This window comes from uncultured Alistipes sp., assembly GCF_910580175.1.
In the GTDB taxonomy this organism is placed as follows: domain Bacteria; phylum Bacteroidota; class Bacteroidia; order Bacteroidales; family Rikenellaceae; genus Alistipes.
This window is the reverse complement of sequence record NZ_CAJTXD010000001.1, coordinates 205,019-227,499: the sequence shown is the minus strand read 5'-3', so window position 1 is coordinate 227,499 and position 22,481 is coordinate 205,019. Positions and strand designations below refer to the sequence as shown.

The following is a 22,481-nucleotide window of genomic DNA, read 5'->3' as shown; positions in this document are numbered from 1 at the left end:
GTTTAACGGCGCAAAGGTAATCCAATTTTCCGGATTCCGGCACACGTATCCTGCCAATTCCCGTAAAAAGTCAATAACTGCGATTTTATGGTCGAAAAAAACGTATGAGCGTTGTTTTGCCGAACGTTGAGTTTCGCGGACGCTCTTTTCGGATGGGCGTCTCATGAAAAAAGCGGGTCTGTTATTCAGACCCGCTTTTCGCGACGGAACGGCAGCGGAACATGCGTGCCGGTCGGGAATGCTAACATTCTTCTTCGACTGTCTTGAACAGGTCGACATCCTCCAGCGAGGAGTTCATCACGTAGGTGTATGCTTCCGCAATTTTGCCTTCGGCCAGTTTCGGGAAGATAAGCGCCGAGTTGACATATTCCTCGCACTCGCCGGCTTGGCGGGCCAGCAGATAAGCGATGATGATGTGTCCTGCGGTTTCGACCAGACGGCGTGCATGGAAGTCCTTGAATCCGGGTTTTTCCTTGTCGCCGGCCTCGACGCGCTCGACCATTTCGACGAACTTCGCTGTCAGTTCCTTGAGCTTCGCCGCCACGGGTTGCATGGCTTCGCAGTAGTTCTCGGCTGCATAGCGTTCGATCTGCTCCAGGAACGTGCCCTTGGTCACGGCGTTGATGGCGGCCACGACCTGCAATTGCGAGGTACCCTCGTAGATGTTCATGATGCGGGCGTCGCGGTAGATGCGTTCGCAGGGGTAGTCTTTCATGAAACCCGAGCCGCCATGAATCTGAATGGCGTCGTAGGCCAGCTGGTTGGCGTACTCCGACGAGAAGAGCTTCACAAGCGGCGTGAAACCGTCGGCCAGCCGGGTGTAGAACTTCATTTCCTGACGTTCTTCGGCTTCGAGCGGCCGTTCGTGCGAGATGTGGGTATACTGCTTGTAGACTTCTACGAAGCGCGTGGTTTCGTAGAGCAGCGCACGGGCGCCCTGCAACTTGGCTTTCATGTTGGAGAGCATCTCCGAGATGGCCGCGAAGCGGATGATGGGTTTGCCGAACTGGGCACGCTCGTGGGCGTATTTAAGCGCTTCGCGGTAGGCGGCTTCGCACGTGCCGACCGATTGCGCGCCGATACCCAGGCGGGCGGCGTTCATCAGCGACATCACATACTTTATGAGACCCATCTTGCGGTCGCCGACCAGTTGGGCCGGTGCGTTGGTAAAGACCAGTTCGCACGTGGGCGAGCCTTTGATACCTAGTTTGTTTTCGATGCGGCGCACCTTCACGCCGCCGTCGCGCTTGTCATAGACCAGCATCGACAGGCCGCGGGCGTCGGTGGTGCCTTCCTCGGTGCGGGCCAGCACCAGCGATACGTCGCCGTCGCCGTTGGTAATGAAACGTTTTACACCGTTCAGGAGCCACGTTTGCTTCTCTTCCGACCAGGTGGCTTTGAGCATCACGGCACCCAAATCCGATCCGGCATCGGGTTCCGTAAGGTCCATCGCGCAGGTCGCGCCGGCCGACACCCACGGCAGGAACTTCTGTTTGATTTCCTCGGAAGCGAATTCGTTCAGCGTCTCGGCGCAGTCTTGCAAGCCCCAGATGTTCTCGAAGCCGGCATCGGCGCGGGCCACCATTTCGTTGGCCATCACGAAGCATACGAGCGGGAAGTTCAGACCGTCGTACTTGCGGGGCAGCGTGAGTCCGCTCAGCCCGGCATCGACAATGGCTTTCATGTTCTGGACAGTGCCGGAAGCGTATTCCACATGGTCGTTCACTACGCGCGGGCCTTCGTGGTCGACCCCTTCGGCGTTGGGCGCAATGACGTCGCCGCACACTTCGCCGGCGATTTCCAGCACGCGACGGTAGGAGTCCATCGCGTCGTCGAAATTCTGCGGTGCGTAGTCGTAGAGGTCTTTCTCGGCGAAGCCGCGCTCCTTCAGCTCCACGATCTTGCGCATCATCGGATGCTGGAGGTGGAACTGCAAATCCTTGTTATCTGAAAAGAAATTAGCCATTACTTCGAATTTTGTTTGTAGTACTTGATCATTTTGGGGATGATATCGCTCACGTCGCCCGTGATGGCGTAGTCGGCGATCTTGTTGATCGGTGCTTCGGGATCGGTGTTGATCGAGATGACCATCGACGACTGATCCATGCCGGCCGTGTGTTGGATCTGGCCCGAGATGCCGCAGGCGATGTAGAGTTTGGGACGCACCGTCACGCCCGTCTGGCCCACCTGGCGCGCATGTTCGGTAAATCCGGCATCCACCGCGGCGCGGCTGGCGCCTACTTCGCCGCCCAGGACGTCGGCCAGTTCGTGCACGAGCTTGAAGTTCTCCTTCGACCCCATGCCGTAGCCGCCGGCTACGATGATTCCGGCACCCTTGATGTCGATCTTGCGTTCTTCGATCTGCCGCTCGACGATCCGCACGGCCAGGTCGGTGTCTTTGACGAACTTCTTCCAGTCGATGGCTTTCGCCTCGCCCTTTCCGGGCTGCGCGGCGTATTCCTTGCGCATCACGCCCTCGCGCACGGTGGCCATCTGGGGCCGGTGGTCGGGGTTGACGATCGTGGCAATGATGTTGCCGCCGAAAGCGGGGCGGATCTGGTACAAAAGGTCGGTGTATTCCTTGCCGCTCTTGGGGTCTTTGTGTTCGCCGATGACCAGCTGGGTGCAGTCGGCCGTCAGACCGCTGTGCAGGGCCGACGAGACGCGGGGCGCGAAGTCGCGGCCGATGCACGTGGCGCCGAAAAGGACGATCTGGGGCTTCTCCTGCTCGATCAGCCCGCAAAGCACGGCCGTGTGGGGCAGCGTGCGGAACGGGGCGAAAGTCTTGTCGTCGGCTTTCCACACCGTGTCGGCGCCATACTTGGCCAGTTCCTTTTCGATGCCGGCGAGGTTCTCGCCCAGCACTACGGCGTCCAGACCGACGCCCAACGTCGAGGCCAGCTCGCGGCCCTTGGTCAGCAGTTCGAGACTCACGTCGGCGATTTTGCCCTCTTCGATCTCGATATAGACGAATATGTTGTTCATGCGTTAAAACGATTTAACCGAGCGTATGGCTCGCAATAAGTTCGACCATCAGTGAATTGATATCTTCGTCGGCGGCCGTCAGACGCTTGGCTTCCTTGGCCTGGAACACGACGTTTTCGATCTTTTTGACCTTGGTGGGCGAACCCGTCAGCCCCAGCTGCTCCGGATCGGGATCGACGTCGGCGGCCGAGAATTCGACGATCTGCAAATAAGATTTCGCGGCGGCACGGCGTGCGGCTTCGGAGTCGGGTGCGGCTGCGATTTCCGATGCGGCGAGCGCGCACTTGAACTTCATCACGCGCTTGGCATTGCGCGGCCGGCATTCGGGCGCTGAGGCGTTGACTGTGATGACGGCCGGAACGGGACACTCGACGACCTCAGTGCCGCAGCTCAAACGACGTTTGATGACCAGCGACGTCTCCTTGATTTCGACGATCTCTTCGGCATAGGTTACCTGCGGCAGGCCCAGCTTCTCGGCTACCTGGGGGCCGACCTGCGCCGTGTCGCCGTCGATGGCCTGACGGCCGGCGATGATGACGTCGGGCATGATCTTGCGCAAGGCGCATGAAAGGGCATAGGAGGTGGCCAGCGTGTCGGAGCCGGCGAATTCGCGGCCCGAGAGCAGATAGCCGCCGTCGGCGCCGCGGAACATGGCGTCGCGGATGATGTCGGCGGCGCGCTGCGGCCCCATGGTAAGCACGTGCACCGTGGCGCCCTCGATGCGATCCTTCAGCGAGAGGGCGATCTCCAGCGCATTGAGGTCTTCGGGATTGAAGATGGCAGGCAGAGCCGCACGGTTGACCGTCCCTTCGGGGGTCATGGCGTCCTTGCCCACGTTGCGGGTGTCGGGCACCTGCTTGGCCAACACAACGATTTTCAGTTGTTTTTTCATAAAAGGTATTTAGGATTTAGTAATTTTCTTGACTATTCGGGCCGCGACATCGGAAGCCGGCGAATCGCTCTGTCCGTATTTCCGATGGGGCAAGAGGTGTCCCGGACAGCCGATTAGAGGCTTGCGCCGCGCGGCTTTTCAGTTTCTTACGATCGTTTCGTCGCGATCCGGCCCCACGGAGATGATCCGCACGGGAACGCCCGTTTCGCGCTCGATGAACTCGACGTAGCGTTTGAAAGCAGCGGGGAATTCATCGTAGGTCTTGCAGCCGCGCAGGTCGCATTTCCAGCCCTCGAATTCGGTGTAGACGGGTTGCAGCCCCGCGTCGATCGAGTAGGGGAATTCCGACGTGCGGCGGCCGTCGATTTCGTAGGCCGTCGCCACCTGGATCGTGTCGAAATCGTTCATCACGTCGGACTTCATCATGATGAGCTGCGTGACGCCGTTGATCATGATCGAATATTTCAGCGCCACCAGATCGAGCCATCCGCAGCGGCGTTCGCGGCCCGTGACGGCGCCGAACTCATGGCCTATGCGGCGCAGCTCGGCACCCGTTTCGTCGAACAGCTCCGTGGGGAACGGGCCGCTGCCTACGCGCGTGCAGTAGGCTTTGAAGATGCCGTAGACTTCGCCGATGCGGTTGGGGGCGATGCCCAGGCCGGTGCAGACGCCGGCGCACACCGTGTTGGACGAGGTAACGAAAGGATAGGAGCCGAAATCGACGTCCAACAGCGTGCCTTGCGCGCCCTCGGCCAGGATGCTTTTGTCCTCGGCCAGGGCATCGTTGATGGCGTACTCGCTGTCGATGATCCGGAACCGCCGCAGGAACTCCACGGCGTCGAACCACTGACGCTCCAGGTCGGCGATGTCGTACTGGAACCCGAGGCTCTGCAAAATACGTTCGTGGCGCGCTTTGGCGCGAGCGTAGATCGCCGCGAAATCGGGACTCAACAAATCGCCCACGCGCATGCCGTTGCGGCTTACCTTGTCGGTGTAGGCGGGGCCGATGCCCTTGCCTGTGGTGCCGATCTTGGCGCTTCCCTTGGCCGCTTCGTAGGCGGCGTCGAGGATGCGGTGCGTGGGCAGAATGAGGTGGGCTTTCTTCGAAATGCAGAGCTGCCGCGTCAGGTCGTGGCCGCTTTTGGCCAACTCCTCGGCTTCGGCCCGGAACAGAATGGCGTCGATTACCACGCCGTTGCCTATGATGTTGGTCTTGCCGCCCTGGAAAATGCCCGAGGGAATCGAGCGCAGGACGTATTTCTCGCCGTTGAACTCCAGCGTGTGGCCGGCATTGGGGCCGCCTTGGAAGCGCGCCACGACATCGTAGCGGGGCGTGAGCACATCCACGACCTTGCCTTTGCCCTCGTCCCCCCATTGCAGGCCGAGGATCACATCGACTTTTTTCATTATCTCGCTAACTTGTTTTGTTGTGCAAAAGACGTTTTTTGCATCCAAAGATAATAATTTTTCTTCGAAATATCCAATCCGAAAAAAGAATCCCCGATAAATAAAAAACGCACGCCGAACGAGCGTGCGCATACGAATCCGCTTCGTGTCGATGCAGACGCGAAGTGAGACGTTCACGGGCCGCCGGGATGGCGGTGCCGCTATGGGAGCGGCGTCGGAAAAAGTCGGATGGCGGGGATCAGAGGTCGTTGTCGGAGCCGTCGCCCGAATCGGAGTTGTCGTCCTGGATTTCGTCGGCTCCCTTGATTTCGTCGTCGAAGTAGTCTTTTTCGTCTTCCTCCTGGGAGTTGTCGTCGATCTTCACGTCGATCTTCACTAAATAGGCGGTATCATCGGTATCGAACGGCACGGCATAGAAAAAATCGCCGTTGGGTTTGTCGACGCGCATCATCGCGTCGGTAAATCCTACGGGGTACTTCTCTTTGACAGCCTCCTGCATTTCGGGGCTGAGATTGCGGAAACTTGTTACAATATGCTTCTTCACCATACTATGTTTGGCCTTGTGTGGATGCGAAAATTTTTTGCAAGTATAAACAAAATTTGCCTATCGTACGTCATCTGCAATTTTTTTTTGCATTTTTTTTGTTTTTGGCGGTGCTTACAAACAAATTATGTACCTTTACACGAGTTATAGGGCATTTTTATGATTCGCAACAAGATCGAAGAGCTGCGCCGGCAACTCGAATATCATAGCCACAAGTATTATGTCGAGAACGCTCCTGTGATTTCCGATTACGAGTTCGACGCCATGATGCGCGAACTGCTGGAGCTGGAGCGGCTGCATCCCGAGTATGCCGATCCCGATTCGCCTACCGTGCGCGTGGGCAGCGACATCACGGCCGAATTCGAGACCGTGCGGCACCGCTATCCGATGCTTTCGCTGGGCAACACCTATTCGCTCGACGAGTTGCACGAGTTCCTGGCCCGCATCGGGCGCGAAGAGGGGCAGGTCGAATACGTTTGCGAGCTGAAGTTCGACGGCACGGCCATTTCGCTGACTTATGAGAAAGGGCGTTTAGTGCGTGCCGTGACGCGCGGCGACGGTGTGGCGGGCGACGACGTGACGGCCAACATCCGCACGGTGCGGTCGGTGCCCTTGAAGCTGCGCGGCAGCGGCTGGCCTTCCCATTTCGAAATCCGGGGCGAGGTATTGATGCCCTACACTTCGTTCGACAAGATCAACGCCGAGCGCGAAGCCGCCGGCGAGACGCTTTTCGCCAATCCGCGCAATGCTGCGGCCGGGACGCTCAAGCAGCAGTCGTCGGCCGTCGTGGCGCGGCGCGGGTTGGATTGCACGCTCTACCAGCTTGCCGGCGACGATCTGCCGTTCGCCACCCACTGGGAGAGTTTGCAGAAAGCGCGCGAGTGGGGTTTCAAGGTCTCGGAACATATGCGCATATGCCGCAGCGAGGCGGAGATCGATGCGTTCATCGCCTATTGGGACGCGGCGCGGCGCGAGCTGCCTTTCCCGACCGACGGCGTGGTCATCAAGGTCAACGACTTCGCCGTCCGCCGCCGGATCGGCTTCACGGCCAAGGCGCCCAGGTGGGCCGTGGCCTACAAGTTCAAGGCCGAGCAGGCTTTGACCCGTTTGACGAGCGTCGACTTCCAGGTGGGCCGCACGGGGGCCGTGACTCCCGTGGCGAATCTGGAACCCGTACAGCTGGCCGGCACTACGGTGCGCCGGGCCACGCTTCACAACGCCGAGCAGATGGCGCTGCTCGACATCCGTCCGGGCGACATGGTTTACGTGGAGAAAGGCGGCGAGATCATCCCCAAGATCACGGGCGTGGAGCTTGCCGAGCGTCCGGCCGACAGCCGGCCTTTCGAGTATATCGACCGCTGTCCCGAGTGCGGCACTCCGCTGGTGCGCTACGAGGGCGAAGCCAAGCATTATTGCCCCAATCAGAGCGGCTGCCGGCCCCAGATCATCGGCCGCATCATCCACTTCATCCGGCGCAAGGCGATGGATATCGAGGGCCTGGGAGAGGAGACCGTGGAGCTGCTCTACGAGAACGGGTTGCTGCACGACATATCGGATCTCTACGATCTGCGGGCGCCGCAGCTGGCTCCGCTGCCCCGCTTGGGCGAGAAGTCGGCCGAGAACATCGTGCGGTCGATCCGCGCGTCGCTGGAGGTGCCGTTCCATAGGGTGTTGTTCGGCCTGGGCATCCGGTTCGTCGGCGAGACGACGGCCAAATATCTGGCCGAGCATTTCCGTTCGCTGGACGCTGTGATGCACGCTTCGTGCGAGGAGTTGGTCGAGGCGGACGAGGTGGGCGCCAAGATCGCCGACGCCATAGCCGATTATTTTGCCGATGCGGAGAATCTGCGGATCATCGGGCGGCTGCGCGATGCCGGGCTGCGGCTGCAAGCCGAGGCGCGGGAGCGGGTCTCGGAAGCGTTGGCGGGCAAAAGTTTCGTCATCTCGGGTAAGTTCGCGCGGCATGGCCGCGACGAGATGAAGGAGCTGATCGAGTTGCACGGCGGCCGCAACCTCGCAGCCGTGTCGGCCAATGTCGACTATATAGTGGCCGGAGAAAACATGGGGCCGGCCAAGCTCAAGAAAGCGGAGAAGCTGGGCATCCGGATCATTTCCGAAGAGGAGTTCGAGGTCATGATCGGGGGCGGATATGCCGCATCCGGACAGGAAACCTCTCCGGTTGGCGTGAAACCGGACGATACGCCCTCGCAAGGGTCGCTCTTTTGATCTCCCGGTCGTTCGTGCCGCGAGTGCGGCGCCGCCGTAAGACCGTTATTACGAATCCGCCGATAACGCGGCCAAACCATAACACAAAAACTATGTTAAACCACAAACTTGCAGGCGTAGGAGTTGCCATGATAACTCCTTTTACCCCCGAAGGACGGGTCGACTACGAAGCGTTGGCCCGTATGATCGACTATGTGATCGAGGGCGGCGTGGACTACATCGTGGCGCTCGGCACCACGGCCGAGACTCCGACGCTCTACATGCCCGAGCGGGCGGTCATTGCGATGTTCATTACCAACCACATCGCTGGGCGCGTACCCCTGGTAATCGGCTGCGGCGGCAATTCGACTTCGGAGGTGCTCGACCAGCTGCGCGAATTCGACCTGCGGGGCGCCGATGCCATTCTGAGCGTGACGCCCTACTACAACAAACCCTCGCAGGAGGGGCTTTACCAGCACTTCCGCACCGTGGCGGAGCATTCGCCGCTGCCCGTGATCCTCTACAACATCCCGGGGCGTGCCGGCGTCAACATGACGGCCGAGACCACGTTGCGCTGCGCCCGCGATCTGGACAACGTGATCGGCATCAAGGAGGCTTCGGGCGACATCGGACAGATTCAGCGCATCCTCGCCGGCCGGCCGGCGGATTTCCTGGTCTTGTCGGGCGACGACGGCATGGTGCTGCCCATCATGCAGCGCGGCGGCGACGGGGTTATTTCCGTGGCGGCCAACGCGTTCCCGCAGCGTTTCATGCAGTGTGCGAACCATGCCAAGACGGGGGATTTCGAACAAGCCGGAAAGGAGTTCGCGGCGCTCGACGAGGCCGTCAAGGCGCTCTTCGCCGAGGGAAATCCCGTAGGCGTGAAGTGCGCGCTTTCGGTGCTGGGCAAGATCGGCTCCACGGTGCGTCTGCCGCTGGTCGAAGGGTCGGCGCAGCTGCGCGAGCGGTTCCGAACTCTGATTGCCGAATACGATTTGCGATAAATTATCCGTTAGTCGAGGAAAACGCTTGCCGATGAAACGATTTTTGCAATTGCTGCTGTTTTTTCCGCTGGTCGCGGCTGCCAAGACTCCCGTAGAGCAGGATATCATCGATCGGACGCTCGATTCGTCGTCGCCTTATTATCATACCGCTCTGATGATGCGCTACAATGCCGGCGACCGGACGATGACGGACGACGATTACCACTATCTTTATTATGGCTATGCCTACCAGGACGGTTACAAACCTTTGGCGGCCAATCCTGAGCTGGACAAGTTGTTGTTGCTGGTCTCGGGTCTCGATCCCGACAAGCCGGACCGCGCGGTGCTGGAATCGGTGATTTCCACGGGCCGCGATGTGCTGGCGCGCGATCCGTTCAGCCCCAAGGTGCTCAACTTGATGGCCTTCGCCTACGATGCCTTGGGCGATAAGGAGCAGGCCGCAGCTTTTTCGGCCCGCATGAACGGTGTCTTGCGCGCGATCCTTGCATCGGGCGACGGCCTGACGCAGAAGACTCCGCGCCATGTGTTGATGTTCGACCATGCGCTCGATGCTATGGATGTCGAGGGCCTGGCCTACGGCAAGGCCCGCATCATCAGCCGCACGGTAGAGTTCATCCCTCTTGCTGCGCCCTATGTGGTGGAGGGCAAGAAGCGCCGCGGCTTCTATTTCGATTTCGGCCGTGTCTATTGGAACAAGCCTGAAGGATACACTTACAAGCGCGACCGGACGTGGCAGTTCAACAACCTCAAACCCCGCGAATACAAATGATCCGACGTCTGTTTTGTCTTTTGATGCTTGCGTTGTCCCTGACGGCCTGCAAGAAAGAGGCACTTCCTCCTGTGATGCTCGAGCCGGGGCAGACGGAGGTATTTCTTTCGTTTCAGGAAGGGGCTGCGGCCACTTGTCTGATAACGGCGGCACAGGGCGGTTGGACGCTCTCCGTCGAGGGCGACGGATTTCTGGCGGAGCCGCTCAGCGGAGGGGCCGGCGAAACGGTCGTGACGATCACTTCGACGGTCGGAAACATCGGAAAGAACCCGCGCGCTCTGGGCAGCATCCGGGTGTGGCCCGAACGGAGCCAGACGCCGCAAGAGATCGAAGTGGTGCAGTTGCCGGACGCGGCGCCGCGGGCATTCTTCATGTTCTTCATCGGCACCAGCTTGCAGTCGTTCTTCGATTACAATCTTCAGCAGGCCCTGAACGTCATGAATCCCTCCATCCCCGGCGACAGCCATGTGGTTGCTTTCTGCCGGGTCGGCGGGGTGTGGCAGATCGTCCGGCTCGACTATGATCCGGAGCAGGGCAAGGGCGTGCAGACGCCGATCCGGACTTTTCCGCAGGTCGATCGCAGCGATCCGGCGTTCATTACCGAGGTGTTGGGGTGGATGAAACACTATTTCCCTGCCCGGGAATACGGTCTGGCCATCGGGGGCCACGGTACGGGATGGCTGCCCGTCGGATATTCGGTCTATGGCCGTAGCGCGTTCCGAAGCGGCTTCGCCGAGCAGAAGATCGCCACGGACGGCTATCCGTTGACACGTTATTACGGCGAGAGCGGTTCCGCGTTCGATGTGGATGAAATCGCCGGCAGTCTTCAGGCTACCGGCATCCGTTTTGATTACATCATCTTCGACGATTGTTTCATGTCCAATATCGAGACGCTCTATGTCATGCGCAATACGGCGCGCTATATTCTGGCTTCGCCGTGCGAGGTAATGGACAAGGGTTTTCCCTATCAATATGTGATTCCTGCGTTGCTCGCCCCGGAAGCACTGCTCGAAGATCGCTTGCAACAGGTCTGCGAGAAATACTACGATTTCTACCTGCACGAATACGATCCCCGCTATCCGTCGGGGTGCGTTGCCATGACCGACTGCGGGCAGATCGATGCGCTGGCCGCCGTTTCGCGTCAGCTTTTCGCCAGCGGTTCAGGCACTTGCGATCCTGCGCAGTTGCAGCACTACGAGGGGCTTTCGCGTCATTTGTTCTACGATTTCCGGCAGTATGCCGAGCAGATAGCTACCGACGCCGGCGCGTTGGAAAATTTTCGCCGGCAGTTCGACTTGACCTTTCCGCCCGCCTGCCGTTTCAACACGCCGAGTTTTTATTCGTGGTACAGCCGTCCCCTCTTGATTCCGATCGACTATTATTCGGGGGTCACGTGCAGCGCGCCGTCGGATGTTTATCCTTCCGAAAACCGGCAGACCGAGTGGTGGCAGGCCACGCACTGACGTTCTGCGGGTTTTCCTGCTATTTCATCGTAACCTTGAAATAGGGCGCTCCGCTCCGCCGGGCCGCCTCCAGACCTACGGCCGAATCTTCGAAGACCAGTGTTTCGTGGGGTGCGGCGTTTTCGCGCCTCATGGCTTCCAGAAAGCAGTCGGGAGCCGGTTTGCTGCGCGCGATGTCGGGGCCGGCCAAGATGCCGTCGACCCGACCGAGGCCCAAGTGCCGCATCACGTTGTCGATGTTTTCCCGGCTGCCCGTCGAGACGATCCACACCCGCCCGCCCTGCCTGCGGAACTGCTGGCAGAACTCCCACAACGGCCGGTTGAGCTGCACGGAGTCGAAGAAAGCGGGGTAGAGGGCTATTTTGCGTAGGCGCAGTCTTTCGCGCTCGGCTGCATCGGCAATGCCGTAGGCGGTCAGAAATTCGTCGCACCGCATGCCGAAATAGCGGGCGAGATATTCCTCCTCGGTAAGGGGGTAGCCCGCTTCGCGCATCGTTGCGACGTAAGCCTGGGCATTGGCACGACGGGTGTCGACCAGCGTGCCGTCGAAATCCAGCAAGATGAGTTTGATGGGCGAGCCGTTCATCGTGGCGGGGAAAACGTGCCGTGCGTCAGTCGAACGACTGCATGCCGGACTGGGCGATCTGCATCAGCCGCTGGTATTCGGAGGGGGTAAGCTCCATGAAGAAATAGTGTACCGGGTCGACCCGCATGCCGTTGAAGCGCACCTCGTAGTGGAGGTGGGGAGCCAGCGAAAGGCCCGTGTCGCCAGAGCGGGCGATGATGTCGCCGCGCTTGACCTGCTGGCCTTTGCGGACGTCGATTTTCGACAGGTGGCTGTACGAGGTTTCGTAGCCGTTGCCGTGGTCGATCACTACGGTCTGTCCCGAGGTCGAGTTGCGCAGCGCCACGTCGCGCACCACGCCGTCGGCCGTGGCGAAGACGCGCGAACCCTCCGGCACGGTATAGTCCACGCCCTGGTGCGACTGGAGGGTCTTGTAGAACGGATGGATACGCATGCCGTACGATGCCGTGAGCAGCGTCAGCCGTTTGTTGATGACCGGCTGGACGGCCGGGATGTTGTTGCAGAGGCGGCCGATGGAGTCGACCTGCGCCTGCATGCCATGGTAGGTCGCATTGAGTGCAGCGAGCCGCTCCTCGAATCGGTCGGTGCGGTCGCGCAGTTCGTATTTCAGTTCGCGGGGCGTGCGGCCTATGAGCGATTCGTAGGTCGTGGCTTGCTTGCGGTCGGGTGCCGCATCGGAGTCGTAGGGATCCGATTCGAAAAGGATGCGGAAGACGTTGCGGTCGCGGGCCGACAGATTGTCCAGCACGGAAGCCAGCGAGTCGTAGCGTTGCGTGAGGACGTCGTATTCGCGGCGCAGGCCGTCGGTCGAATGCTTGAGCGAATATTCCACCGGGGTGTCGAAGAAGATCGAAAATCCCATGTAGTAAAGCATGGCCACGCCCGTCCACACGAAGAAATGCACCGTTGCGCGGATGATGTTCTGTTTGCGGCGTTTGCGCCTGCGGAGTTTCTCTATGTCCTTTTTGCCGACCATGTTACAACATTTCGAAATGGGTTTCGCGCATCTGCTCCATGAACCTGTCGTATTCCTCGGGCGTCATGTTGCGGTTGAAATAGTTTACCGGGTTGACGGGCGTGCCCATGTGGATCACTTCGTAGTGGAGGTGGGGGGCCGTAGAACCGCCCGTGTTGCCCGCCTCGCCGATGATCTGGCCGCGCATGACCTTATCGCCCGGCTTAACCAGGATTTTGCTCAGATGGGCGTAGCGGGTCTGGTAGCCGAACTTGTGGTTCAGCAGCACCTGCTGTCCGTAGCCGCGCTTGGGTTCGCCGCGGTCGGTGCGCTGCACCACGGCGTCGCCCGTGGCGTAGACCGGCGTGCCGCGGTCGCAGCCCAGGTCGATGCCCTGGTGGGCGATGATGCGGTGGTAGATCGGGTGCATGCGGCGCGGGTTGAATGCGCCGATGTGGTTGTTGTGCAGTGCTTTGCGGTCGATGGGCCAGATGGCCGGAATCGCCGCCGCCAGGCGTGCCTTGTCTTTCGAGAGGGCCTGCAACTCGTCGAACGACACCGACTCCAGATAGAGCGTGCGGGCCAGTGCATCGAGCTGCCGCCAGGTGTCCGTCATCAGGGGGGCGAATTCGTCGTCGGCCACCGATGCGTATTTTTCGTCCGGATAGGGCTGCCATACCCCGTCGATCGAGAGCGTGTCGGTCGAAAAGAGCGTGCGGTAGACGTGGTTGTCGCGGTGGCGGATTTCGTCCACCTGCCGCTGGGCCGTCCGGATTCGGTCTTGCAGGATGCGGTATTTGATGATCAGCTCGCGGTTCTCGCGGTCGATGCGGTACATCTTGGGCGTCTGGAAAAACTGGGAGAACAGCACGTTGGCGATCGATACCAGGATGAAGCCGATCAGAATCTTGCGCAGCAGGCGGTAGATGCGCAGGCGGAACGGCGTTCGTGCCGCTTCGTGCGCCGGCTTGGGCGGAAACGTCCGCTGTCCGGAAGTATCTGGTTTTTGCGTCATCGCTCGTAAAAAACTGTTCGGTCTACGATGCAAATTTAAGTTTAATTGTGTAATTTTGCAACCCGATACAGAATAACGGTAAAATCGAATCAAACAATATAGAATGGAATCTGTAAAAATTCGCCAGGCTTTTCTGGATTTTTTCGAGAGTAAGGGACATGCCATCGTGCCGTCGGCGCCGATGGTCGTCAAAGGCGACCCGACGCTGATGTTTACCAACGCGGGCATGAACCAGTTCAAGGATATTTTTCTGGGCAACGCCCCCCGCAAATACCCGCGTGCGGCCGATACGCAGAAGTGTCTGCGCGTTTCGGGCAAGCACAACGACCTGGAGGAGGTGGGACACGATACGTACCACCACACGATGTTCGAAATGCTGGGCAATTGGTCGTATGGCGACTACTTTAAGAAAGAGGCCATCGAATGGGCCTGGGAGCTGCTGCACGAGGTCTACAAGCTGCCGGCCGAGCGGATGTACGCCACTGTCTTCGAAGGCTGCGAGAAGGACGGCGTGCCGTTCGACCAGGAGGCCTACGACTACTGGAAGCGCTTCCTGCCCGAGGATCATATCATCCGCGGCAACAAGCACGACAACTTCTGGGAGATGGGCGAAACCGGCCCCTGCGGCCCCTGCTCCGAAATCCATTTCGACCTGCGCGACGAGGCCGAAATCGCCCTCAAGCCCGGCCGCGAAATGGTCAACCAGAGCCATCCGCAGGTAATCGAAATCTGGAACCTGGTCTTCATGCAGTTCAACCGCAAGGCCAACGGTTCGTTGGAGGAGCTGCCCGCGCGCAATGTCGACACGGGCATGGGTTTCGAGCGTCTCTGCATGATCTTGCAGGGCAAGAAATCGAACTACGATACCGACGTCTTCCAGCCTACGATCGGGCGCATCGCCGCCTTGTCGGGCAAGCAGTACGGTGCCGACGAGAAAGCCGACGTGGCCATGCGCGTCATCGCCGACCACCTGCGCGCCATCGCGTTCTCCATCGCCGACGGACAGCTGCCGTCGAACGTCAAGGCCGGCTATGTCATCCGCCGCATCCTGCGCCGTGCCGTGCGCTACGGCTATACCTACCTCGGCTTTACCGAGCCGACGCTCTGCCGGCTGGTCGCCGGTCTCGTTGAGCAGATGGGCGGCCAGTTCCCCGAGCTCAAGGCCCAGCAGGGGTTGATCGAGAAAGTCATCGAGGAGGAGGAGGCTTCGTTCCTGCGTACGCTGGCTACGGGCATCAACCTGCTCGACGGCGTGATCGCGCGCACGAAGACCGAGGGTAAAAAGGCGATTTCCGGCGCCGATGCTTTCGAGTTGTACGATACGTTCGGTTTCCCGATCGACCTCACGGAGCTTATTGCCCGGGAGCAGGGCGTGGAAGTCGACCTCGAAGCCTTCGACAAGGAGTTGCAGGCCCAGAAGGAGCGTTCGCGCAACGCGGCGGCCGTCGACACCGACGACTGGGTGGAGCTGTTCCCGCTGCGCGAAAGCGTCTTCACGGGCTACGATACGCTCGTTGACCAGGTGCGCATCGCCCGCTATCGTCGCGTCACGAGCAAGGGCAAGGCTTCCTACCAGCTGGTCTTCGACCGCACGCCGTTCTACGGTAATTCGGGCGGTCAGATCGGCGACATCGGCACCATCGAGAGCGCCAACGAGCGGGTCGAGGTGGTAGCCACCGAAAAGGAGAACGGCTTGATTATCCATATCGTCGCCAAACTGCCGGAAAACCCCGCGGCGACTTTTACTGCGCGTGTCGATGCTGCAAAACGGCAGTCGGCGGCCAACAACCACTCGGCCACGCACCTCATGCACGCCGCATTGCGCAAGGTGCTGGGCGACCACGTCGAGCAGAAGGGTTCGATGGTCACGCCCGAAATCCTGCGCTTCGACTTCTCGCACTTCCAGAAAGTCACGCGCGAGGAGCTGCGCGAGGTGGAGAAGCTGGTCAACAAGGCCATCCGTGCCAACCATCCGCTCGAAGAGAAGCGCGACGCCACCAAGGAGGAGGCCGCGGCAGCCGGGGCCATGATGCTTTTCGGCGAGAAGTACGGCGACCGCGTGCGCATGGTGCGCTTCGGCGATTCGGTCGAGTTGTGCGGCGGTACGCATACGGGCGCTACGGGCAACATCGGCTTCTTCAAGATTCTCAACGAGAGCGCCATCTCGGCCGGCGTACGCCGCATCGAGGCCGTCACGGGCGAGCAGGCCGAAAAGATGCTTTACGTGGCGGAGGATACGATCCGCAGCGTGGGCGAATACCTGAACAACACGCAGATCGTGCAGGCCGTCAAGAAGATGATCGAAAGCAACGAGACCCTCTCCAAGGAGCTTGAGCAGATGCGCCGCGAGCAAGTGTCGCAATGGGCCGAGAAGCTGAGCGCCTCGGTGCCCGAGCGCAACGGCATGCAGCTCATCGCCACGCAGGTCGACCATCGTCCCGACCTTGTCAAGGATCTGGCCTACAACCTGCGGGCGCGTTCTTCGAAGCTGGTGCTGGTCATCGGTTCGGTGTGCGACGGCAAACCTTCGCTGACCATCATGCTGGGCGACGAGATCGCCGCCCGGGGCGTCAATGCCGCCACGGTGGTACGCGAGGCCGCCAAACTGATGCAGGGCGGCGGCGGCGGTCAGGCGTTCTTCGCCACGGCCGGCGGCAAGAACCCCGACGGGCTGCAGGCGGCCATCGACAAGGCCGTGGAACTGATTCTCGCCCAACTCAAGTAAACAACGTTATCGTATTGTCATTCCCAACGCAGTGAAGAATCCGGTTTTTCGGCCGATTTCCCGCATTGTTCGGCATGGCATCTTACGGATCGGCTATTAATAAATTACGACTATGGCAAACAAAGTTTTGTTGATGATTCTCGACGGCTGGGGCAACGGCCGCCATGACAAGGCGGATGTCATTTCCACCGTTCATCCCGATTATATTTCGGCCATGACCGAAAAATATCCCCACGCGCAGCTGCGCACCGACGGCGAGAACGTCGGCCTGCCCGACGGCCAGATGGGCAACTCTGAGGTCGGCCACCTCAATATCGGCGCCGGCCGCGTCGTCTACCAGGATTTGGTAAAGATCAACCGCGCTTGCCGCGACAATTCGATCATGGAGAATTCCGAGGTCGTCCGCGCGTTCGAGTACGCCAAGCAGAACGGCGTCGGTATCCACTTCATGGGTCTTACGTCCGACGGGGGCGTGCACTCGTCGCTGGAGCATCTTTTCAAGTTGTGCGACATCGCCGCCGAGTACAAGATCGACAATACGTTCGTCCATTGCTTCATGGACGGCCGCGATACCGACCCGCGCAGCGGCAAGGGCTTCATCGAGCAGCTGGAGAAGCATCTGGCCGCTTCGACGGGCAAGATCGCTACGGTCGTCGGCCGTTATTACGCCATGGACCGCGACAAGCGTTGGGAGCGCGTGAAGGTCGCCTACGACGCCTTGGTCGACGGCATCGGCGAGCATGCTGCCGACATGGCCGCCGCCGTACAGAAATCCTATGACGCCGACGTGACCGACGAGTTCATCAAGCCCATCGTGCGGGTCGACGCCGACGGCAAGCCCGTGGGCACGATCCGGCCCAACGACGTGGTAATCTTCTTCAACTACCGCAACGACCGCGCGAAGGAGCTTACCGTTGTGCTGACGCAGGAGGATATGCCCGAGGCCGGCATGCACACCCTGCCGCTCTACTATTGCTGCATGACCCCTTACGACGCCAAGTTCACGGGGCTGCACATTCTCTTCGATAAGGAGAACGTGCCCGATACCATCGGCGAGTGGGTGTCGAAGCAGGGACTCAAGCAGCTGCGCATCGCCGAGACCGAAAAGTATGCCCACGTCACGTTCTTCCTGAACGGCGGCCGCGAGGAGACTTTCGAGGGCGAGGAGCGCATTCTGGTCGCTTCGCCCAAGGTGGCGACCTACGACTTGCAGCCCGAGATGTCGGCGCCCGAGGTGGCCGACAAGCTGGTCGCGGCGCTCGATGAGCAGAAGTTCGATTTCATCTGTCTCAACTTCGCCAACGGCGACATGGTGGGCCACACGGGTGTCTACGATGCCATCGTCAAGGCCGTCAAGGCGGTCGACAGCTGTGTGGAGAAGGTCGTCGAGGCCGCCAAGCGCAACGGCTACGAGGTGGTGCAGATCGCCGACCACGGCAATGCCGACAACGCTGTGAATCCCGACGGCACGCCCAATACGGCCCATTCGCTCAATCCGGTGCCCATCGTGGTGGTGTCCGACCGCGTGAAGGCCGTGCACGACGGCATTCTGGCCGACGTGGCACCTACCGTGCTGGAACTGATGGGCGTGGCGCAGCCTGCCGGAATGACTGGCAAGAGTCTGGTGGAGTTCAAGTAGCGCCGCGGCATTGCGTTCTGCGAACAAGCCCCGATCTCGGTAAGAGATCGGGGCTTGTTCATTCGGGGACGTTCGGGTCGGGCGGAAATCCGACAGGATCCGTCGGGAGTGCCGCGACATGGGTAAGAATGGGAGATGCGAACCGGAGGCGTCCTTGTCCCGGATGGGGTTTCCGGGCGCGGATGGTCGGCTGTCGGTGGCATCGAGAAAGTCGAATGCTTGCTGCCGTCGTCCGCAATGCGGGGAGTCACTTGTCCATTTCGCCGATCAATCCCCGGACGACGACCGAGGCGCAGCCTATGCCGAAGAGGGCGGGCAGGTAGGAGATCGTGCCGACGTTCGACTTCTTGTTCTGCTCTTCGCAGAGGATCATCGCCCCCTCGCGCATCGGCTCGGGCGAGAAGACGGCATGGAAGCCGCGGCGGACGCCCGCCTTGTGGAGCCGCTTGCGCAGCATGTGGGCCAGCGGGCAGTGGTGGGTCTTCGATATGTCGGCGATTTCGAGCTGCGTGGGGTCGGTCTTGGCCCCGGCGCCCATCGAGCTGACGAGCGGAAGATGCCGTTCGAGCGCCGCAAGGATGAGCGCCAGCTTGGGCGAGAGGGTGTCGATGGCGTCGACAACATAGTCGTAGCGGGCCGCATCCAGCAGTTCGTAGGTCGTCTCGTCCTTGATGTAGCGGTTGACGACCGTAAGTTCGATCGCAGGATCGATGTCGCGCAGCCGCTCGGCCAGCACCTCGGCCTTGGGACGGCCTACGGTCGAATGCAGGGCGACGAGCTGGCGGTTGATGTTCGTCTCCGCCACCGTGTCGGCATCGGCTATGGTCATGCGGCCCACGCCCGCGCGGGCGATCATCTCCGCTGCATAGGCGCCTACGCCGCCCAGCCCGACCACCAGCACGTGGGCGCGGCGCAGCAGGTCGAGTTTCTCGTCGCCCAGCAGCAGGGCGGTGCGTTCCAGCCAGTTATTATTCATGGATGAAGATTCGTTCGTAGTTTTCGAGAGTCGCACGTTTCAGGCAGTCGATGCCGATTGCTAAAAGATCGGACGTGTGCATATAAATCGTTTTAATCGGTGTTTCGCTGTCGTCGGTTTCGAGAAAAAGTTGCGACAGCGGCGTAGTTTTCAGTGCTTCGACGGTGCGTGGCGAGCAGAATGTCCGTTCGCCGAACGAGAGGCTGTAACCCCGCTCCAGCGCCCGGCGCGCTTGCTCCGGCGAGCCGATGAACCCGTGGAAGATCACGGCCCGCGGTTCCTGCTCGCGCAGCATGCGCATCGTCTCCTCGAAAGCCCGCACGCAGTGAAGCACGACAGGCAGGCGCCGTTCGCAGGCCACGGCGAGCTGGGCGCGGAACAAAGCGGTCTGTGCGTCGCGGAGTTGCGGGCTGTCGGCCCGTGCGAAGTCCAATCCGATTTCGCCTACGGCTTGTGCGGCGCCTTGTGCGGCGCCTTGTGCCAATTCAGCTTCCAGGCGGGCCAGCGCTTCGTCCAGGGGCCGCTGCCCTGCGTCCCACGGATGGATGCCCGCGGTGCGCAGTTCGATGCCGCAGCCGGTGGGGCGGTGGGTGTGTATGTTGACGAAAGGAATGGGCATTTTCGGGGCGGCGTGCAATGGCAGCGGCGCAAATGTATAAATTTTTAAGGATATTTAGGAAATATTGGGCAGCGCATACGGTTTTTCCGGAAAAAATTCGTACTTTCGCACGCGATTAGATTGTTAGTTTGCTAACAGCTGATCCGGATCGTTCGAAATCATTCATACAAACCTATTTATAATCATGTCGAAAATCATTACACTACGCAAGGGTCTCGACATCAATCTTCAGGGGAAGCCTCAGCTCCATCTTTCCGATGCGCCGCTGGCGGCGGCGTATGCGGTTTCGCCTCTCGATTTCGAGGGGGTAACCCCCAAATTGCTGGTCAAGGCAGGCGAGCGGGTAAAAGCCGGCACGCCGTTGTTTTTCAACAAGAACGACGAGCGCGTGCTCTTCACGTCGCCGGTCAGCGGCGAGGTGGCCGCCGTCAATCGCGGCGAGAAGCGCAAGGTGCTTTCCGTGACGGTCGTGCCCGATGCCGAGCAGCAGTACGAGGAGTTCGCACGTCCCGACCTGGCGACGGCTTCGCGCGAGGAGATTGTCGGGCTGCTGCTGCGCAGCGGTCTTTGGCCGATGTTCATGCAGCGTCCCTACGGGATCATCGCCGATCCCTCCGCAACGCCGAAGGCGATCTTCGTCACGGCGTTCGATTCGGCGCCGCTGGCTCCCGACTACAACTTCGCGTTGCAGGGCGAGAAGAACAATTTGCAGACCGGAATCGAGGTGTTGCGCAAGCTCTCCGGGGGCAAGGTGCATCTTTCGGTGCGTGCCAAGGCCGAGGGCGACATGCCGTCGCTGACCGGCGTCGAGTTGCACACGTTCGCGGGCAAGCACCCCGTGGGCAACGTCGGCGTGCAGATCCATCATATCGATCCCGTCAACAAGGGCGAGACGGTCTGGACGGTCAACATCCAGGATCTGGCCATCATCGGACGGCTGTTCAACACGGGCCGCGTCGACATGACCCGCACCATCGCCGTGACGGGTTCCGAGGTCGAGAAGCCGGCTTACGTGCGTACGATCGCCGGTGCCTGCGTCGATTCGATCCTGGGCGGCAACATCAAGAAACAGCAAGCGGGCGACAGCGTCCGCATCATCTCGGGCAACGTGCTCACGGGCACCAAAACCGCAATGGACGGCTTCCTGGGCTACTATGCCAACCAGCTGACCGTGATCCCCGAGGGCGATAAATATGAGCTGCTGGGCTGGGCGATGCCGCGGTTCAAGAAATTCTCCGTGTCGCGCGCCTATTTCTCGTGGCTCTGCCCGAAGAAAGCCTACAAACTTGACACCAACATGAACGGCGGCGAACGTCCGTTTGTGGTAACGGGTCTCTACGAACAGTATCTGCCTATGGATATTTATCCGATGTATCTGCTGAAAGCCTGCCTGGCGGGCGACATCGACAAGATGGAGAACCTCGGAATCTACGAAGTGGTCGAGGAGGACTTCGCGTTGTGCGAGTTCGTCGATCCCTCGAAGATCGAGATCCAGCAGATCATCCGCGACGGTATTAACTTAATGATTAAGGAGGCATAACGATGGGACTGCGTAAAATAGTTGACAACCTCAAGCCCGCCTTCTCCGAGGGCGGCAAGTTCGGCTTCTTGGCCTCGACGTTCGATGCGTTCGAAACATTCCTCTTCGTGCCGAACACCACCACTTCGAAGGGCGCCCACATCCGTGATTGCAACGACATGAAACGTACGATGATCGTCGTGGTCGCGGCGCTGCTGCCCGCGCTGCTGTTCGGCTTCTACAACACCGGTTACCAGCATTTCCTTTCGCTGGGCGTCGCACCCGAGTTCTGGCCCTCGTTGTGGTTCGGTTTTCTGAAAGTGCTGCCCCTGATCGTCGTTTCCTATGTTGTGGGTCTGGCCATCGAATTCGGATTCGCGCAGGTGCGCGGCCACGAGGTCAACGAGGGCTTTCTCGTTACCGGCCTGCTGATTCCGATGATCATGCCGGTCGACATTCCATTGTGGATGGTCGCCGTCGCCACGGCCTTCTCCGTGGTCTTCGGCAAGGAGGTCTTCGGCGGCACGGGCATGAACGTCTTCAATCCCGCCTTGCTGGCGCGTGCGTTCGTCTTCTTCGCCTATACGCCTTTCATCTCGGGCGCCGAGGTGTGGATCGCCGGCCTCGGGTCGGGCGAGGGCGTTGTCGATGGGTTCTCGGGCGCTACGCCGCTGGAGCACATGGCCGTCGACGGCACGCTGGGCTATTCGGCTCTCGATGCTTTCCTCGGATTCATTCCGGGCTGCATCGGCGAGACTTCGACGGTGGCGATCCTCTTGGGTGCAGCCGTGCTGCTCTTCACGGGCATCGCTTCGTGGCGCACGATGGTTTCCGTGTTCGTCGGCGGTCTGGCGATGGGCTATCTGTTCCAGTGGACGGGTGTCACAGCTTATCCGGCCTGGTGGCATCTGATTGTCGGCGGCTTCGCGTTCGGTGCCGTGTTCATGGCTACCGACCCCGTGACTTCGGCCCAGACCGACACGGGCAAGTACATCGTCGGCTTCATGACGGGCGCGCTGGCCGTGCTGATTCGCGTGGTCAATCCTGCCTATCCTGAGGGTATGATGCTTTCGATCCTCTTTATGAATGCGTTGGCCCCGTTGGTCGACTACTATGTGGTCGAGGCCAACATCCGACGCCGCAACAAACGTGTTAAACTGGCAAAATAGGGAGGACGC

The 22,481-nt window shown here is 60.3% G+C and carries 18 protein-coding genes; 8 read left to right on the top strand and 10 right to left on the bottom strand.

The window, feature by feature from the left end; genetic code table 11:
* Nucleotides 1-241 precede the first annotated feature (241 nt).
* The 5 genes from QZ298_RS00980 to QZ298_RS00960 all read right to left on the bottom strand — a co-directional run bounded on the left by QZ298_RS00980 (nt 242) and on the right by QZ298_RS00960 (nt 5,831).
* Nucleotides 242-1,966: an acyl-CoA dehydrogenase family protein gene (locus tag QZ298_RS00980; RefSeq protein ID WP_296004757.1), complete on the bottom strand. Its 1,725-nt coding sequence runs from the start codon at nt 1,964-1,966 to the stop codon at nt 242-244.
* The gene (locus tag QZ298_RS00975; RefSeq protein WP_296004755.1) at nt 1,966-2,985 is read right to left on the bottom strand and encodes an electron transfer flavoprotein subunit alpha/FixB family protein; all 1,020 of its coding nucleotides are present in this window, start codon (nt 2,983-2,985) and stop codon (nt 1,966-1,968) included. Before QZ298_RS00975 ends, QZ298_RS00980 begins: the two co-directional genes overlap by 1 nt.
* A 13-nt stretch (nt 2,986-2,998) precedes the next feature.
* Nucleotides 2,999-3,877, bottom strand: coding sequence for an electron transfer flavoprotein subunit beta/FixA family protein (locus tag QZ298_RS00970; RefSeq protein WP_296004752.1), 879 nt, complete (start codon nt 3,875-3,877; stop codon nt 2,999-3,001).
* A gap of 138 nt (nt 3,878-4,015) precedes the next feature.
* Nucleotides 4,016-5,284 carry an adenylosuccinate synthase gene (locus QZ298_RS00965; protein WP_296004750.1) on the bottom strand — a complete coding sequence of 423 codons (1,269 nt, stop codon included), beginning with the start codon at nt 5,282-5,284 and terminating at the stop codon, nt 4,016-4,018.
* Nucleotides 5,285-5,522: 238 nt separating this feature from the next.
* On the bottom strand, nt 5,523-5,831 hold the full coding sequence (locus tag QZ298_RS00960; RefSeq protein WP_296004748.1) for a hypothetical protein: 309 nt from the start codon (nt 5,829-5,831) through the stop codon (nt 5,523-5,525).
* Nucleotides 5,832-5,987: 156 nt separating this feature from the next.
* On the opposite strand from QZ298_RS00960, the gene ligA reads away from it, so the two are divergent.
* From ligA to QZ298_RS00940, 4 genes are all read left to right on the top strand, one after another.
* Nucleotides 5,988-8,054, top strand: coding sequence for an NAD-dependent DNA ligase LigA (ligA, locus tag QZ298_RS00955; RefSeq protein ID WP_296004746.1), 2,067 nt, complete (start codon nt 5,988-5,990; stop codon nt 8,052-8,054).
* Nucleotides 8,055-8,146: 92 nt separating this feature from the next.
* Nucleotides 8,147-9,037, top strand: coding sequence for a 4-hydroxy-tetrahydrodipicolinate synthase (gene dapA / locus QZ298_RS00950; protein WP_296004744.1), 891 nt, complete (start codon nt 8,147-8,149; stop codon nt 9,035-9,037).
* A 31-nt stretch (nt 9,038-9,068) separates the two neighbouring features.
* Complete coding sequence (locus QZ298_RS00945; protein ID WP_296004741.1) at nt 9,069-9,806, top strand: DUF4919 domain-containing protein; 738 nt, start codon at nt 9,069-9,071, stop codon at nt 9,804-9,806.
* On the top strand, nt 9,803-11,269 hold the full coding sequence (locus QZ298_RS00940; RefSeq protein WP_296004739.1) for a clostripain-related cysteine peptidase: 1,467 nt from the start codon (nt 9,803-9,805) through the stop codon (nt 11,267-11,269). The genes QZ298_RS00945 and QZ298_RS00940 overlap by 4 nt, the downstream gene beginning before the upstream one ends.
* Before the next feature lie 19 nt (nt 11,270-11,288).
* Here QZ298_RS00940 and QZ298_RS00935 read toward each other — a convergent pair whose 3' ends face one another.
* Genes QZ298_RS00935 through QZ298_RS00925 form a run of 3 tightly spaced genes read right to left on the bottom strand, consistent with a single transcriptional unit; the run spans nt 11,289 to nt 13,825 of the window.
* Nucleotides 11,289-11,855, bottom strand: a complete 567-nt coding sequence (locus tag QZ298_RS00935; protein ID WP_296004737.1) for an HAD family phosphatase — start codon at nt 11,853-11,855, stop codon at nt 11,289-11,291.
* A gap of 25 nt (nt 11,856-11,880) precedes the next feature.
* Nucleotides 11,881-12,831 (bottom strand): M23 family metallopeptidase, encoded by a 951-nt coding sequence (locus tag QZ298_RS00930; RefSeq protein WP_296004735.1) that lies wholly within the window; start codon nt 12,829-12,831, stop codon nt 11,881-11,883.
* Between the two features lies 1 nt (nt 12,832).
* Nucleotides 12,833-13,825, bottom strand: coding sequence for a M23 family metallopeptidase (locus QZ298_RS00925; RefSeq protein ID WP_296004733.1), 993 nt, complete (start codon nt 13,823-13,825; stop codon nt 12,833-12,835).
* Nucleotides 13,826-13,928: 103 nt separating this feature from the next.
* On the opposite strand from QZ298_RS00925, the gene alaS reads away from it, so the two are divergent.
* Together alaS and gpmI are read left to right on the top strand one after the other, a co-directional pair.
* Nucleotides 13,929-16,550 (top strand): alanine--tRNA ligase, encoded by a 2,622-nt coding sequence (gene alaS, locus QZ298_RS00920; RefSeq protein WP_296004730.1) that lies wholly within the window; start codon nt 13,929-13,931, stop codon nt 16,548-16,550.
* A gap of 112 nt (nt 16,551-16,662) precedes the next feature.
* Nucleotides 16,663-18,189, top strand: coding sequence for a 2,3-bisphosphoglycerate-independent phosphoglycerate mutase (gene gpmI / locus QZ298_RS00915; protein ID WP_296004728.1), 1,527 nt, complete (start codon nt 16,663-16,665; stop codon nt 18,187-18,189).
* 247 nt (nt 18,190-18,436) lie between these two features.
* Here the strand turns inward: gpmI and QZ298_RS00910 are convergent, their stop codons facing one another.
* Together QZ298_RS00910 and QZ298_RS00905 are read right to left on the bottom strand one after the other, a co-directional pair.
* The gene (locus QZ298_RS00910; protein ID WP_296004726.1) at nt 18,437-19,165 is read right to left on the bottom strand and encodes a tRNA threonylcarbamoyladenosine dehydratase; all 729 of its coding nucleotides are present in this window, start codon (nt 19,163-19,165) and stop codon (nt 18,437-18,439) included.
* Entirely contained in the window at nt 19,158-19,784 is a 627-nt protein-coding gene (locus QZ298_RS00905) for a TatD family hydrolase (protein WP_296004725.1), read from the bottom strand. Before QZ298_RS00905 ends, QZ298_RS00910 begins: the two co-directional genes overlap by 8 nt.
* Nucleotides 19,785-19,968: 184 nt before the next feature.
* Between QZ298_RS00905 and QZ298_RS00900 the strand changes: the two genes are divergently transcribed.
* Together QZ298_RS00900 and QZ298_RS00895 are read left to right on the top strand one after the other, a co-directional pair.
* Nucleotides 19,969-21,324 carry a Na(+)-translocating NADH-quinone reductase subunit A gene (locus QZ298_RS00900; RefSeq protein WP_296004723.1) on the top strand — a complete coding sequence of 452 codons (1,356 nt, stop codon included), beginning with the start codon at nt 19,969-19,971 and terminating at the stop codon, nt 21,322-21,324.
* A gap of 2 nt (nt 21,325-21,326) precedes the next feature.
* The gene (locus QZ298_RS00895; protein ID WP_296004721.1) at nt 21,327-22,472 is read left to right on the top strand and encodes an NADH:ubiquinone reductase (Na(+)-transporting) subunit B; all 1,146 of its coding nucleotides are present in this window, start codon (nt 21,327-21,329) and stop codon (nt 22,470-22,472) included.
* The last annotated feature ends 9 nt before the right edge of the window (nt 22,473-22,481 follow it).

Coding starts and splice junctions, on each gene's coding strand:
- QZ298_RS00980 (WP_296004757.1), bottom strand. CDS start 1,966: ATGGCTAATTTCTTTTCAGATAACAAGGATTTGCAGTTCCACCTCCAG.
- QZ298_RS00975 (WP_296004755.1), bottom strand. CDS start 2,985: ATGAACAACATATTCGTCTATATCGAGATCGAAGAGGGCAAAATCGCC.
- QZ298_RS00970 (WP_296004752.1), bottom strand. CDS start 3,877: ATGAAAAAACAACTGAAAATCGTTGTGTTGGCCAAGCAGGTGCCCGAC.
- QZ298_RS00965 (WP_296004750.1), bottom strand. CDS start 5,284: ATGAAAAAAGTCGATGTGATCCTCGGCCTGCAATGGGGGGACGAGGGC.
- QZ298_RS00960 (WP_296004748.1), bottom strand. CDS start 5,831: ATGGTGAAGAAGCATATTGTAACAAGTTTCCGCAATCTCAGCCCCGAA.
- ligA (WP_296004746.1), top strand. CDS start 5,988: ATGATTCGCAACAAGATCGAAGAGCTGCGCCGGCAACTCGAATATCAT.
- dapA (WP_296004744.1), top strand. CDS start 8,147: ATGTTAAACCACAAACTTGCAGGCGTAGGAGTTGCCATGATAACTCCT.
- QZ298_RS00945 (WP_296004741.1), top strand. CDS start 9,069: ATGAAACGATTTTTGCAATTGCTGCTGTTTTTTCCGCTGGTCGCGGCT.
- QZ298_RS00940 (WP_296004739.1), top strand. CDS start 9,803: ATGATCCGACGTCTGTTTTGTCTTTTGATGCTTGCGTTGTCCCTGACG.
- QZ298_RS00935 (WP_296004737.1), bottom strand. CDS start 11,855: ATGAACGGCTCGCCCATCAAACTCATCTTGCTGGATTTCGACGGCACG.
- QZ298_RS00930 (WP_296004735.1), bottom strand. CDS start 12,831: ATGGTCGGCAAAAAGGACATAGAGAAACTCCGCAGGCGCAAACGCCGC.
- QZ298_RS00925 (WP_296004733.1), bottom strand. CDS start 13,825: ATGACGCAAAAACCAGATACTTCCGGACAGCGGACGTTTCCGCCCAAG.
- alaS (WP_296004730.1), top strand. CDS start 13,929: ATGGAATCTGTAAAAATTCGCCAGGCTTTTCTGGATTTTTTCGAGAGT.
- gpmI (WP_296004728.1), top strand. CDS start 16,663: ATGGCAAACAAAGTTTTGTTGATGATTCTCGACGGCTGGGGCAACGGC.
- QZ298_RS00910 (WP_296004726.1), bottom strand. CDS start 19,165: ATGAATAATAACTGGCTGGAACGCACCGCCCTGCTGCTGGGCGACGAG.
- QZ298_RS00905 (WP_296004725.1), bottom strand. CDS start 19,784: ATGCCCATTCCTTTCGTCAACATACACACCCACCGCCCCACCGGCTGC.
- QZ298_RS00900 (WP_296004723.1), top strand. CDS start 19,969: ATGTCGAAAATCATTACACTACGCAAGGGTCTCGACATCAATCTTCAG.
- QZ298_RS00895 (WP_296004721.1), top strand. CDS start 21,327: ATGGGACTGCGTAAAATAGTTGACAACCTCAAGCCCGCCTTCTCCGAG.